Annotated in this window: 9 protein-coding genes and 2 pseudogenes; 8 read left to right on the forward strand and 3 right to left on the reverse strand. The window is 67.0% G+C overall.

Translation table 11 applies throughout. The annotated features are described in order from the left end of the window. Positions 1-694: MFS transporter (locus QZ609_RS17885; protein WP_295497602.1), on the reverse strand; the 694-nt coding region annotated here is incomplete at its 3' end. A gap of 524 nt (positions 695-1218) precedes the next feature. Here QZ609_RS17885 and QZ609_RS17890 point away from each other — a divergent pair. From QZ609_RS17890 to QZ609_RS17925, 8 genes and pseudogenes are all read left to right on the forward strand, one after another. Next, positions 1219-1527: a DUF485 domain-containing protein gene (locus tag QZ609_RS17890; protein WP_004635419.1), complete on the forward strand. Its 309-nt coding sequence runs from the start codon at positions 1219-1221 to the stop codon at positions 1525-1527. Then, a pseudogene (locus QZ609_RS17895) lies at positions 1524-3242 on the forward strand (cation acetate symporter); the annotation flags it as partial. The gene QZ609_RS17890 and the pseudogene QZ609_RS17895, both read left to right, overlap by 4 nt. Next, positions 3226-4923, forward strand: a pseudogene (pdxA, locus tag QZ609_RS17900) (4-hydroxythreonine-4-phosphate dehydrogenase PdxA); the annotation flags it as partial. The pseudogenes QZ609_RS17895 and pdxA, both read left to right, overlap by 17 nt. A 118-nt stretch (positions 4924-5041) precedes the next feature. Then, on the forward strand, positions 5042-6481 hold the full coding sequence (locus QZ609_RS17905; RefSeq protein ID WP_295497612.1) for a sodium:solute symporter family protein: 1440 nt from the start codon (positions 5042-5044) through the stop codon (positions 6479-6481). A 30-nt stretch (positions 6482-6511) separates the two neighbouring features. Beyond that, a complete protein-coding gene (locus QZ609_RS17910) occupies positions 6512-7690 on the forward strand; it encodes a sialidase family protein (RefSeq protein WP_295497614.1) in 1179 nt (392 codons plus the stop codon). A gap of 56 nt (positions 7691-7746) precedes the next feature. Beyond that, positions 7747-8511 (forward strand): DeoR/GlpR family DNA-binding transcription regulator, encoded by a 765-nt coding sequence (locus QZ609_RS17915; RefSeq protein ID WP_295497616.1) that lies wholly within the window; start codon positions 7747-7749, stop codon positions 8509-8511. Positions 8512-8513: 2 nt separating this feature from the next. Continuing rightward, positions 8514-9221, forward strand: a complete 708-nt coding sequence (locus tag QZ609_RS17920) for an SDR family oxidoreductase (RefSeq protein WP_295497618.1) — start codon at positions 8514-8516, stop codon at positions 9219-9221. Between the two features lie 67 nt (positions 9222-9288). Next, positions 9289-9876 (forward strand): chorismate mutase, encoded by a 588-nt coding sequence (locus QZ609_RS17925; protein ID WP_295497620.1) that lies wholly within the window; start codon positions 9289-9291, stop codon positions 9874-9876. Positions 9877-9954: 78 nt separating this feature from the next. On the opposite strand, the gene QZ609_RS17930 is transcribed toward QZ609_RS17925, so the two are convergent. Together QZ609_RS17930 and QZ609_RS17935 are read right to left on the reverse strand one after the other, a co-directional pair. Further along, positions 9955-12555 carry a 2-oxoglutarate dehydrogenase E1 component gene (locus tag QZ609_RS17930; RefSeq protein ID WP_295497622.1) on the reverse strand — a complete coding sequence of 867 codons (2601 nt, stop codon included), beginning with the start codon at positions 12553-12555 and terminating at the stop codon, positions 9955-9957. 262 nt (positions 12556-12817) lie between these two features. Continuing rightward, a partial coding sequence (locus QZ609_RS17935; RefSeq protein ID WP_295497624.1) for a methyl-accepting chemotaxis protein occupies positions 12818-13318 on the reverse strand: 501 nt, incomplete at its 5' end.

Below are 13318 nucleotides of genomic sequence, written 5' to 3' on the forward strand. Positions count from 1 at the left end.
CCTTCATCTTCTGGAATGCCGGCGATTCACTCATCGACAGGCGGATGTACACCGACGTGGCGAGCAGCAGGATCGACACCAGGAACGGGATGCGCCAGCCCCAGTCGTCGAATGCCTTGCCGGTCAGTTCGCGCACGGCCAGGATGACGACCAGCGAGAGGAACAGGCCCAGCGTGGCCGTCGTCTGGATCCACGACGTGTAGGCACCGCGGCGGCCGTGCGGGGCGTGCTCGGCGACATACGTGGCGGCGCCGCCGTACTCACCGCCCAGCGCCAGACCTTGCAGCATGCGCAGCGCGATCAGGATGATCGGCGCAGCAACGCCAATCGTGCCGTACGACGGAAGCAGGCCGACGATGAACGTCGACGTACCCATGATGACGATGGTGACCAGGAACGTGTACTTGCGCCCGATCATGTCGCCCAGGCGGCCGAACACCAGCGCGCCGAACGGGCGCACCAAGAAGCCGGCGGCAAAGGCCAGCAGGGCAAAGATGAAGCCCGCCGTGGGGTCCAGGCCCGAGAAGAACTGCTTGGCGATGATGGCCGCCAACGAGCCGTAGAGATAAAAGTCGTACCACTCGAACACTGTCCCCAGCGACGAGGCAAAGATGACCTTCTTCTCCTCCCTCGTCATGGGCGCGGGCTGCGCACGCCCGACGGGCGCGTTCGGTGCACTCTGCACGGTTGCCATGTTGTCTCCTGTTTTTTTCGTAGGTCGTCCCACTGGGCACCGACATGACAACGCAAACGCTTTTCGCCCGCGGAAGTGTCAAGGATTGTGGAAGCCGAAACTTACGGCGTTCTGACAGGCATGTGCCTTCCGATGCACGCGATTGGCGGTGACGATTTCAACGAAATCAAGCACCTGGGTGCCCGCGGGCTGACGCGCGGCGCATTGATCCGGCCGTTGCCGGGCTGCGTGCGCCGCATCATCCAACCGCCGGTTTGTATATGCAGTGCCAGACGGCATGTGCACCTTCTGCGAATGTGCATACGCACAAGAGGCACGCGGTTACCGACGTCGTTTTGGGCGATGGCTGTCGCTTCACGGCCGATTTGCCGCTGGATGTCGCGCACCGTTTCTTACGTTGTTGTGCGGCGCTAGGGAAAACCACTATCGCAGTAAACCGCCGCGGACCGCCTGAGTAAGAGTTCAGTCAGTTTCGCTATCCAGAATCGCCGCACACATTCCAAGAGCAAACCAGGAGACAGGCGATGCAGGATGGATTGGTAGGAAAAATCGAAGCGCATCCGAAATATGCGCAGCTCAAACAGAGACGCAACAGGCTTGGCCTCGTTCTGACAGTGCTGATGCTGGCCGTGTACTACGGCTACATCGCGCTGATCGCCTTCGATAAGGCATTTCTCGCCAAGCCCGTGGGTACAGGCGTGATGAGCGTGGGCATGCCCGTCGGCATGGCGGTCATCATCTTCACCGTCGTCATTACCGGCATCTACGTGCGCCGCGCCAACAGCGAATACGATCAACTGACGCAGGACATCCTGAAGGACGTCGCCAAATGAAGAAGATGCTTTCGATCCTGCTGGTGGCGCTACTGGCCGCTGGCGCCTGCGGGGCGGCTCTGGCTGCCGGCGGCGATGTCGGACAGACCGCCAAGCAGGAAACCAACACCACGGCCATCGTTCTGTTTTCTCTGTTCGTGGCCGGCACGCTGTGGATCACGAAGTGGGCGGCCAAGCGTACGCGGTCCGCGGCCGATTTCTACACGGCGGGCGGCGGCATCACCGGCTTCCAGAATGGCCTGGCCATTTCGGGCGACTACATGTCGGCAGCGTCCTTCCTCGGTATTTCCGCGGCCGTGATGACCTCCGGCTACGACGGCCTGATCTACTCCATCGGCTTTCTGGTCGGCTGGCCGATCATCACGTTCCTGATGGCCGAGCGGCTGCGCAACCTTGGCAAGTTCACCTTTGCAGACGTGGCAGGCTACCGGTTCGAGCAAGGCCCGATCCGCAGCTTTGCCGCGGTTGGCACACTGGTGGTGGTGGCGTTCTATCTGATCGCTCAGATGGTGGGTGCAGGCCAGCTCATCAAACTGCTGTTCGGGCTGGATTACTGGATCGCGGTGGTCATTGTCGGCGCGTTGATGATGGTCTACGTGCTCTTCGGCGGAATGACCGCAACCACCTGGGTGCAGATCATCAAGGCGTGCATGCTGCTGGCCGGCGTGACGTTCATGGCCATCATGGTGCTGGCGCAGTACGGTTTCAGTCTGGAGGCGTTGTTCGCCAAGGCTGTGCAGGTCAAGACCGCCATTGCAGCCAATGCCGGCAAATCGCCCGATGAGGCCGCCAAGATCGGTCTGTCGGTGATGGCGCCGGGTGGCTTCATCAAGGACCCGATCTCGGCCATCTCGTTCGGCATGGCGCTGATGTTCGGCACCGCCGGTCTGCCGCACATCCTGATGCGTTTCTTCACGGTCCCGGATGCCAAGGAGGCGCGCAAATCGGTCTTCTGGGCGACCACCTGGATCGGCTACTTCTACATCCTGTTCTTCATCATCGGCTTTGGTGCGATCACGCTGGTGTTGACGAACCCCGAACTGTCCGACGTGGCCAAGGGTGTCATCAAGGGCGGCGCGGGCACGGCCAACATGGCTGCGGTGCTGGTGGCCAAGACGGTGGGCGGCGATGTGTTCTACGGCTTCATCTCGGCCGTGGCGTTTGCCACGATTCTGGCGGTGGTGGCAGGGCTCACGCTGTCGGGTGCATCGGCGGTGTCGCATGATCTTTACGCCACGGTCTTCAAGCACGGCAAGGCCAACAGCGCCGACGAGCTGAAGGTCTCGCGCATCACCACGCTGGTGCTGGGCGTGATCGCTGTGCTGCTGGGCATCGCTTTCGAGAAGCAGAACATCGCGTTCATGGTGTCGCTGGCGTTTGCGGTGGCGGCATCGGCCAACTTTCCGGTGTTGTTCCTCTCGATGCTGTGGAAGGGCTGTACCACGCGTGGTGCGGTTATCGGCGGGTTCCTGGGGCTGATCTCGTCGGTGGGTCTGACGATCGTTTCGCCGTCGGTGTGGGAGGCCACGCTCGGCTATCCGAAGGGCTCGGCGTGGTTCCCGTACACGTCGCCCGCGCTGTTCTCGATGACGATCGGCTTCGTGGGCGTGTGGCTGTTCTCGGTGCTGGACAGCAGCGTTCGCGCCAAGAACGAGAAGGCGTCGTTTGCCGCGCAGCAGGTCCGCTCGGAAACGGGCCTCGGTGCGGCTGGCGCATGCGTTTTGGGTCGGCTCGGCGGGGTTGGCGCCGGCGCTCATCCGCGCGCTTGGGCTGGGCAGTGCGAATGCCGCCGTTGAGCCCGATGCGGCGGTGCCGGCCACCGGGCCGGTGCTGACTGTGGTCGGCAGCATGTCCAGCGTGTCGCACACGCAGGCGGGTGAGTTGAAGGCGGGTGCCGGCGCTCAGTTGCTGACGCTGGAGTTGCCCGTTGACACGCTCGACACGCCGCAAGCCGACGTCACGCAAACCGTGATCGACGCGCTGTGCGAGGGCCGCGACGTGCTGGTCACGCTCTGCCAGACCACGCGCGGCAATAGTGCCGATGGCCTCGTCTTCTGCCGCCGCCTGGCCGCGCTGCTGGGACCTGCTCTGCTGCATGCCGGCGGGCTGATCGCCACCGGCGGTGAGACCGCGCGCGCGTTGCTGTCCACCGCCGGCATCGACGCGCTGCAACTGGCGGAAGAGATCGAACCCGGCATGCCACTGCTGCATGCGCGGCTGGCCGGCCGCGTGCTGCCGGTTGTCACCAAGGCGGGCGGCTTCGGCGCGCCCGGCGCCCTGTATTCCGCCTGGCGGCGCGTTGTCGACACCGCGGCCGGCACCGAACGCGCGGACCAGGCGTCCCGCGCTCTTCCATTGAAAGGAACACACGCAATGACCTATCGTCCCGTCATCGGCATCACCATGGGCGATGCCGCCGGTATCGGCCCCGAGATCATCATGAAGGCGCTCACGCACCGCTCGGTGTACGAGCAATGCCGGCCGCTGGTGATTGGCGACACGGCACGCCTGCGCGATGCCGCCCGGCGCACCGGCGTGGCGCTGGAGGTGCGTTCGATCGAACGCCCGGCCGAGGCCGGCTTCTGCTACGGCGTGGTGGATTGCATCGACCTCGGCCTGATCCCCGCCGACCTGCCCTACGGCAAGCTCTCGCCCATTGCCGGTGACGCGGCCTACCAGTACATCGCCCGCACCGTCGAACTGACTTCCGCCGGTGAGCTGGATGCCATCTGCACCGCACCGCTGAACAAGGAAGCGCTGCACGCCGGCGGCCATATCTTCCCCGGCCACACCGAGATGCTGGCGCACCTGACCGGCATCGATGAGGTCTCGATGATGCTGGTGGCGCCCAACCTGCGCGTGATCCACGTGACCACGCATATCGGCCTGCTGGATGCCATCCGACGCATCGAGCCCGGCCTGGTCCAGCGCACCATCGAGCGCGCCCACGCCACGCTCGTGCGCGCCGGCATCGAGAACCCGCGCATCGGCGTGTGCGGCATCAACCCGCACGCTGGCGAGAACGGCCTGTTCGGCTACGGCGAGGAAGAGGAAAAGATCGTGCCGGCGGTGCAGGTGCTGCAGGCGCGCGGCTGGCGCGTGGAGGGCCCGCTGCCGGCCGACACGCTGTTCTTCCGCGCCGGCCGGGGTGACTTCGACGTGGTGGTGGCGATGTACCACGACCAGGGCCACGGCCCGGTCAAGGTGATGGGGCTGGAGGCGGGCGTGAACGTCACGGTCGGCCTGCCGGTGATCCGTACCTCGGTCGATCACGGCACCGCCTTCGACATCGCCGGGAAGGGCATCGCTGATGAACGCAGCATGCTCGAAGCCCTCCGGCAGGCCTGCGATCTCGCCACGCGCCGCGACGAACCGCAAGCCGTGCGCGCTGCGTGAGACCCATCCACAACCCGACTCGCAACAACTGATGTAGCCCGCGCCCCGGCGCAGCGCCAGACTCGACGGACACACGCCGGGCTGGCCGGAGCACCCCGCTCAAAATCAGGAGACAAAGATGACTTCGTTCTCGACATGGGACACGACCATGATCATTGCCATGGTCGTGGTCTATATCTTGGTGACCAGCGTGGCCAGCATCCGGCTGCGCAGCCGAAATTCCGAGCAGTTCATGGTGGCCGGGCGCTCGATGCCGGCGGTGGTGGTGGCGGTGCTGCTGATGTCGGAGTACATCGGCGCGAAGTCGACGGTGGGCACCTCGCAGGAGGCGTTCAACGTGGGCATCGCCGCGTCGTGGTCGGTGATCTCGGCGGCGATCGGCTTCCTGTTCTTCGGCCTGTTCATGGCCAAGCGGCTCTACGCCTCGGGGCAGTTCACCATCTCGGGCTTCATCGCCAAGAAGTACGGCAACACGGCCAAGCTGGTGGTGTCGGCCATCATGATCTACTCGCTGTTCCTGGTGAACGTGGGCAACTACGTGAGCGGCGCGGCGGCCATCTCCACGGTGATGCACATCAACCTGCCCACTGCGGCGGTCATCACGGCCATCATCAGCACCGTCTATTTTGTCTGGGGCGGGCTCAAGAGCGTGGCCTACCTGACCATCGTGCACAGCGCAGTCAAGGTGGTCGGCATCGGTATCCTGGTGGCAGTGGCATGGAAGCTTTCCGGCGGCATCGGACCGATGGTGCAAACCATGCCGGAGCAGTACTTCACGTGGAAGGGTGCGCTGTCTGGCGGCACCATCGGCGCGTGGATCATCGGCTCGGCCGGGGCGATCTTCTCGACGCAGTTCATCGTGCAGGCGATCTCGTCGACCAAGAGCCCGGAAGCCGCGCGCTCGGCCTCGCTGATGGCGGCGGTGCTGTGCGTGCCGATCTCGCTGGCGCTGGGCTTTATCGGCGTGGCGGCCAAATTTCTGTACCCCAACATCAAGAGCCTGTATGCGCTGCCGGTGTTCATGGAGCACATGCACCCGTTGCTGGCCGGTGTGGTGACGACCTCGCTGGTGGCCTCGATCTTCGTGAGCGTGTGCACAGTGGCGCTGGCCATCGCCTCGCTCATCGTCACGGATTTCTATGTGCCGCGCCATCGCCCGACGGCCGAGCAGGAGATGCGTGTCACGCGCTGGATCTCACTGGCGGTGGGCGTGCTGCCGCTGGTGTTCGTGCTGTTCGTGCCGCAGATCCTGGCGCTGTCGTTCTTCACGCGGGCGCTGCGGCTGTCGGTGTCGATCGTGGCGCTGATCGGCATTTACCTGCCATTCTTCAACAGCAACCGGGGCGTGGTCGTCGGCCTGATCCTGGCGGCGGTGACGACCACCATCTGGTACCTGCTGGGCAACCCGCTTGGCATCGACAACATGTACGTCGCGCTCGTCACGCCAGCCCTGGTGCTGGTGGTGGAAAAGCTGTTCTTTCGTGCCGCCGCGCCTGTCCAGGCAACTCAGGACAGTATGCCGGTCGCCAGCATCAAGCCGAACAACGCGACGCACTGACTGACCCAGAACCATCCGCAGAGACAAGCCATGACCGCAACCCTGCCGGCCTACGCCGCCTTCGATTCCAGCGTGCGCATCGCCTACACCGACGCCGAGCGCCGCGAAGCCTTCCTGCCCACACCCTGCGTGCAGAACCACGCCGCCAACCTCCATGTCCTGCCCAACGGCGACCTGCTGTGCGTGTGGTTTGGCGGCACGCAGGAGGGGATTCCCGATGTGTCCGTCTACCTCTCCCGGCTGCCGGCTGGCGGCACAGAGTGGCAGCCGGCGCTCAAGCTGTCGGAAGACCCGACGCGCTCCGAGCAGAACCCGGTGCTGTTCACCACGCCCGCAGGCGCGCTGTGGCTGATCTACACCGCGCAACTGTCCGGCCACCAGAACACCGCCATCGTGCGCCGGCGCATCTCGACCGATGGTGGCCACAACTGGGGCCCGATCGAAACGCTGTTCGACCAGGCCGGCACCTTCGTGCGCCAGCCTATCGTGGTGCTGCCCGACGGTGCGTGGGCGTGTCCCGTGTTCCTGTGCCGCACGCAGCCCGGCGAGCGCTGGGTCGGCAACGACGACATCAGCGCCATCATGCTCTCCGCAGACCAGGGCCGCACCTGGACCCAGCACGCGGTGCCCGACAGCGTCGGCTGCGTGCACATGAACGTGCAGACGCTGGCCGACGGCAGCCTGCTGGCGCTGTACCGCAGCCGCTGGGCCGATTTCGTCTACGCCAGCCGCTCGCGCGACGGCCGCACCTGGAGCGCTCCGCAGCCGACCGCGCTGCCCAACAACAACTCGTCGATCCAGTTCGTGGCACTGCGCAACGGCCACCTGGCGCTGGTCTACAACGACAGCGATGCGTCCCACAGCACGGGCCGCCGCACCTCGCTGTACGACGACATCGAAGACGCCGAAGACCACGGTGAGCTGCGCGACCAGTCGGCCTCCACGTGCGGCACGGCGTTCTGGGGCGCCCCGCGTGCGCCGCTGTCGCTCGCCATCTCGGAAGACGGCGGACAGACCTGGCGCCGCCGCCGCAACCTGGAGATCGGCGATGGCTACTGCATGACCAACAACTCCGCCGAGCAGCGCAACCGCGAGTACTCATACCCCTCGATCGTGCAGGGCGTGGACGGCGCGTTGCATATCGCCTTCACGTATTTCCGCCAGCGCATCAAGTACGTGACGGTGGATGAAGCCTGGGTGCGCGGCTGAACAAGGAGGCGATTTGCTACAGTGAGCCCCATCTGGGGTTGGTTAGGTTTGCAGAGATGAAAGTCACGAAGCGCCGCGAGGCCATGTTGAAAGCCGTACTGGGCGGCATGAACGATGTAGCGACGCTATGCGAGCACTTCGGCATGTCGGAGGCCACCGTGCGCCGCGACCTGCGCGCGCTTGCTTCCGACCGCCGTATCCTGCGCACCTACGGCGGCGCGGCCGCGGTTGGCTCGCACGAGCCGGAGGCCCCGCTGGAAGAGCGGCGCGCGAGCGGGCGCGAGCAGAAGGAGGCGATCGCCAAGCTGGCGCAGGCGCATATCGCCGATGGCGACACCGTCTTCCTAGACGGTGGCACGACGACGGCGGCGCTTGCGCGGCATCTGGCTGGCAAGGACGTGCACGTGGTCACCAACAACCTGATGGTGGTGACCTCGCTCGCGGCCGGCGGCATCCCCGTTACGCTCATCGGCGGCGATGTGCGGCCGTCGAGCATGAGCACGCTGGGGCCGCTGGCGCAGCTGTCGCTCAGCCGCGTCAGCGTCGACAAGGCCTTTCTCAGTGCCGACGGCGTGGTCGCCACCAATGGGCTGTGCGAAGCCTCGGCCGACCAGGCATATCTCAAGGAATGCGTGATCCGCCAGGCAGCGCTGGTGTTCGTGCTGGCCACGGCGGACAAGCTCGGGCGCGCCAGCCAGCAGCACTGGACGCCGCTCGATCGCCCGTGGACGCTGATCACCGACGATGAAGCTTCGGTGGAGCAGCTGGACCCGTTCCGGGCGCGCGATGAAGTGGACGTGGAGATCGCACCGCTGGAGTGAATATGCGAGCAGACACTGCAGAGCAACCCGCCGCCGTGCGTCATGCGGTCGTGACCGGCGCCTCCTCCGGCATCGGCCGCGCGATTGCAGCACGCCTGCTGGCCGAGGGCTGGCGCGTGACGGGCCTGTGCCGGACCGCGCCCGCCGAGCCTGTCGAGGGGCTGGAGATCGCACTGGTCGACGTGACCGATTTCGAGCGTCTGGCCGAGGTATGCGATGGCCTGGGCCCGGTCGATGCCTTGGTACACGCGGCGGGCTTCATGCGCACCGCACCACTGGGCGAACTCTCGGCGGCCGATGGCGCGGCGATGTGGCGGGTGCATGTGGACGCCGCCGCGTTTTTGGCGGACAAGCTCGCGCCGCGCATGCCCGCGGGCGGGCGCATCCTCCTCATTGGCAGCCGCACCGCCAACGGGGCACCCACGCGCAGCCAGTACGCCGCTACCAAGGCCGCGCTGGTGGGCATGGCACGCTCGTGGGCGGCCGAGCTGGCGCCGCGCGGCATCACCGTCAACGTGATCGCGCCTGGCGCCACCGACACGCCGTTCCTGCGGGACCCCGCCCGTGCCCAGACCCCGCCCCGCATGCCGCCGATCGGCCGCTTCATCGCACCCGAGGAGGTGGGCGCGCTGGCCGCCTTCCTGGCCGGTGAGTACGGCGGCGCCATCACCGGGCAGCAGATCGTGATGTGCGGAGGGGCTTCGCTGTAACACGCGCATGCGTTCGGATGGCTATCATTGCCACCCATGTGAACCCGGCAATCGATCGACATCGACCATGAAGACCCCCCTCCAGCTTCTTCGCCCCCGGCAGGCTGCAGCGCTTGCCTGCGCGCTCTGGCTCGCGGCCGGCTGCGCCTCCCCCGCCGGCGCACAAGACGGCGCCTTCGCCCCGCTCGTGCGCCGCATGGCGGAGCGCCTGACCACGGCAGACCAGGTGGCGCTGAGCAAGTGGGACAGCGGCCAATCCGTCTACGACCCCGAGCGGGAAGCCAAGGTCATCGCCAACGTATCGGCTGCGGCGCCCGCGCATGGGGTGGCTGCGGCAGACGCGGCCGGCGTCTTTACCGACCAGATCGAAGCGAACAAGGAAATCCAGTACGCGCTGCTGGGTGGCTGGCGCCGCGAGGGCGGGGCACCCACCACGCCGCGTCAGAGCCTGGCCGATGCCATCCGCCCGCAGCTCGACAAGCTGCAGGCGTCGATCCTGCAAGACTTGCACGACGCGGGCCCACAGCGCAGCGCGGCGGATTGCCCGACGCAGCTGGCGATGGCGGCGGGGCAGGTGGCGCGGGAGCAGGGGCTCGATGTGCTGCACCGCGTGGCGCTGGATCGCGCCGTGGCGCGGGTGTGCGTTAAGCCCTGAGACGACACCCGGCCCCAGCCCCGGCGCTGGCTCCGCTGCAACAGCCTTGAGCGCGCCGGTCTACCCATCAACCCGGCATCAATGCCGGTCGCCCAGGGCAGCGGTCACCAGCCGGCGCTGTTCCTCCTGATGACGGCGGAGCGACGCATGCGCGCCCGATGCCGTCGCGCTGCGGCAGACGGGGGTCAGCCGGCATCCCGTTGGCAAGCATGCTTGCAGATCGTCGCGCACGAAATGCCACGCGCCCTGGTTCTTGTCCTCTTCCTGCGCCCAGACGACCTTGGCCAGGTTGGGAAAGGCGGCCAGCGCGGCGGCCAGCTCCGCTGCCGGAAACGGATAGAGCTGCTCGATGCGGATCAGGGCGGTGTCGCCCCGGCCCGAGGCGTCGCGCTGTGCCTGCAGCTCGTAGAAGAACTTGCCGCTGCACAGGACGGCCCGCGTGACCGCCCCGGCGTCTGCCACGCCGGGGTCGGGCAGGACCGGCAGGAAGGCGGCGTCGGTCAGCACCCTTAGCACCGCGTGCGAGCGGGGGTTGTCGTAGAGCTGGGACTTGGGCGACATCACCACCAGCGGTTTGGGTTCAGGCGCGGTGGCCTGCTCGCGCAGCAGGTGAAACCACTGGCCCGAGGTGGACGGCACCACCACGCGCAGGTTCTGCTCCGTGCACAGCTGCAGGAAGCGCCCCAGATAGCCGCTGGAGTGTTCCGGGCCGACGCCTTCGTGGCCGTGTGGCAGCAGCACCGCGAGGGCGGACTGGTAGCCCCACTTGTATTCGCCCGAGGCAATGTACTGGTCGATGATGACCTGGGCCTCGTTGACGAAATCGCCAAACTGGGCCTCCCACAGCGTCAGCCGCGTTGTGGTCTGCACGCTGTAGCCGTACTCGAAGCCGAGCACGGCTTCTTCGGCCAGGGGGGAATTGACGACGTCGAATGCGCCCTGGCCTGGCGCGACATGTTGCAGCGGCACGTAGGTGTCGACATGGCCCGACGCGGGCTCCTGCACATGCCAGACGGCATGCCGGTGCAGGAACGTCCCCCGGCCGACATCCATGCCGGAGATGCGCACGCCATGCCCGGCTTCCAGCAGCGAGGCGTAGGCGAGGGTCTCGGCAAGGCACCAGTCGACGGTGTTGCTGTCGCTCGCGACGGCGGCGCGCCAGCGCTCGGTCAGCTTGCGCACGACGTCATGCAGCAGCACATCATCGGGCGGCGTGGTGAGTGTTGCCGTGAGCGCGCGCAGGTGTGCCAGCGACAGCGGTGGCAGCAGCCCGCGCGTGCCGGCCGCGGATGCCGGGCTGGCGGCGGGCAGCCCGGCCGGTGCCGGCCGTGCTTGCAGATGCCGCACGGCGTCTGCGCGCAGGTCAGCCAGCGGCGAGGCCTCCGCGCTCGTCGCGTGGTACAGCTCGGTGACGGTGGGGTGCGCCGCGATGATCGCCTGCAGCGACGGCTGCGTGAGCGCGGGCACGTCATGCTCGGAATGCCCGAGGCGCCGATAGCCGATCAGGTCGATGACGATGTCCGCGCCGTGCTCCATCCGGTAGTCGAGCGCGATGACGGCGGCGCGGAGCACCTCTTCGGGGTGGTCGGCATTCACGTGCAGGACGGGGGCGTCGATCATGCGGGCCACGTCGGTGCAGTAGGCGTTGCCCCGGATGTCCATGCGGTTGGGGGTCGTGAAGCCGACCTGGTTGTTGACGATCACGTGGACGGTGCCGCCCAGCGTGTAGCCGTGCTTGCGGGTCAGGTTCAGCGTCTCCATCACGACGCCCTGGCCGGCGAAGGCCGCATCGCCGTGCACCACGATGGGCAGGCAGGGCGCGTCGCGGTGCTCGTCCTGATAGGCGCGCGCCATGCCGCTGACGACCGGGAAGACGCTTTGCAGATGCGACGGGTTGTGCGCCAGGAACAGCGTGACCTCACCCTGCGCCGTCTGCCGGCGTGCGGTGCCGCCGAGGTGATAGGGCAGGTCGCGCTGGGTGCGGGCGGTTTCTGAATCGGGGTCGAGGCAGGCAAGGAGGGTGGCGGCGTCGAAGCCCATCACGTTGACCAGCGCGTTCAGGCGGCCACGGTGCGGCAGGCCGAGGAACACCTGGCGCGCGCCGTGCTGCGCCGCGGCTTCGATGAGCGTGTCGAGCAAGGGCACCAGGCTTTCGCACCCTTCGAGCGAGAAGCGCTTGGCATGCTCGAACTGGCTGGCGACATGGCGCTCCCACATCTCTGCGGCGAGCAGGCGGCGCAGCAGCGCGCGCTTCTGGTGCGGCGCGCACGGTGGTTGCTGCAGATCCGACTCCATGCGCGCGAACAGCCAGGCGCGGCGCTGCTTGCTGCGCACGCCCGTGCAATCCAGGCCGATGGCGCCGCAGTAGGCACGCCTGAGCTGCCATTCAAGCGCTTGCACGCTGGTGGCGCTTGGTAGCAGGGGGCTGTCTGGCGCTCGCTGGTGCGCGGGGTCCAGCCCGTGATAGGCCGGTCTGAGTTCCGGCACGTCTGGCAGGGGCACTTGCGCCAGCGGGTCGAGGCGTGCGCGGCGATGGCCATGCTCGCGGTACGCGTCGACGAAGCGTCGGACGGCCGGGGCGTCGGCCGTTGGAGGCACGATCGCGATCCGTTGCGGGTGGGGCGTTTGAAGTTCGGAGGAGGTAGAGAGGGCGGCGTGTTCCGAAGCGTGGGAAGGCATAGTGGTCAGCACCGTAAGAGACACCGTTGAACGGATCTCGCCGCCAACCTTCCGATGCCCGTCCCGCGCCGCCGTGCCGCCGCGCAAAAGGCAGCGCGGCGGCAAGCGGGACCAGCGCCGTCCAGCAAACGGCGAGACAGTAGGGCGGAGCGCGGGCGGCATGAACCTGCCGCTGCATTCCGTCGTTCCTGTTTTTATGCGGGCCGGTCTTGCGACGGCCCGTGTCTCCTCCGTTGGACTGCTGTACCGCGGCTAAGGGCGACTACTGAGCAACCGTTTGCCCGTCGCCCCAAGCCGGACGCGAGCCAGTGCTGGTGTGCCCCTGCGTGCGGGTGTGCCCGGCCGGATGGCCTGCCGGCAGGTCGTCGTTGAGCTTGAAGGTGCTGACCATGCCGGCCAGCTGGTTGGCCTGCTCCTGCAGCGCCTGCGCGACGGTCGCGCTTTCTTCCACCAAGGCGGCGTTTTCCTGCGTGGTCTTGTCCATCTGGGCGATGGCCTGGTTGATCTGCTCGATGCCGTCGCTCTGTTCCTGGCTGGACGCGCTGATCTCGGAAACGATGCTGGTGACGTGCTGGATGCTGGAGACGACTTCGCGGATGATCTGCCCGGCCTCCTGCACCTTGGCGGTGCCGGTGTCGACGTGGGTGACGGAATCCTCGATGAGCGCCTTGATCTCCTTGGCCGCTGCCGCGCTGCGCTGCGCCAGGCTGCGCACCTCACCGGCCACGACGGCAAAGCCGCGGCCTTGCTCGCCGGCACGGGC

It is taken from the genome of uncultured Ralstonia sp. (genome assembly GCA_913056305.1).
Classification (GTDB): domain Bacteria; phylum Pseudomonadota; class Gammaproteobacteria; order Burkholderiales; family Burkholderiaceae; genus Ralstonia.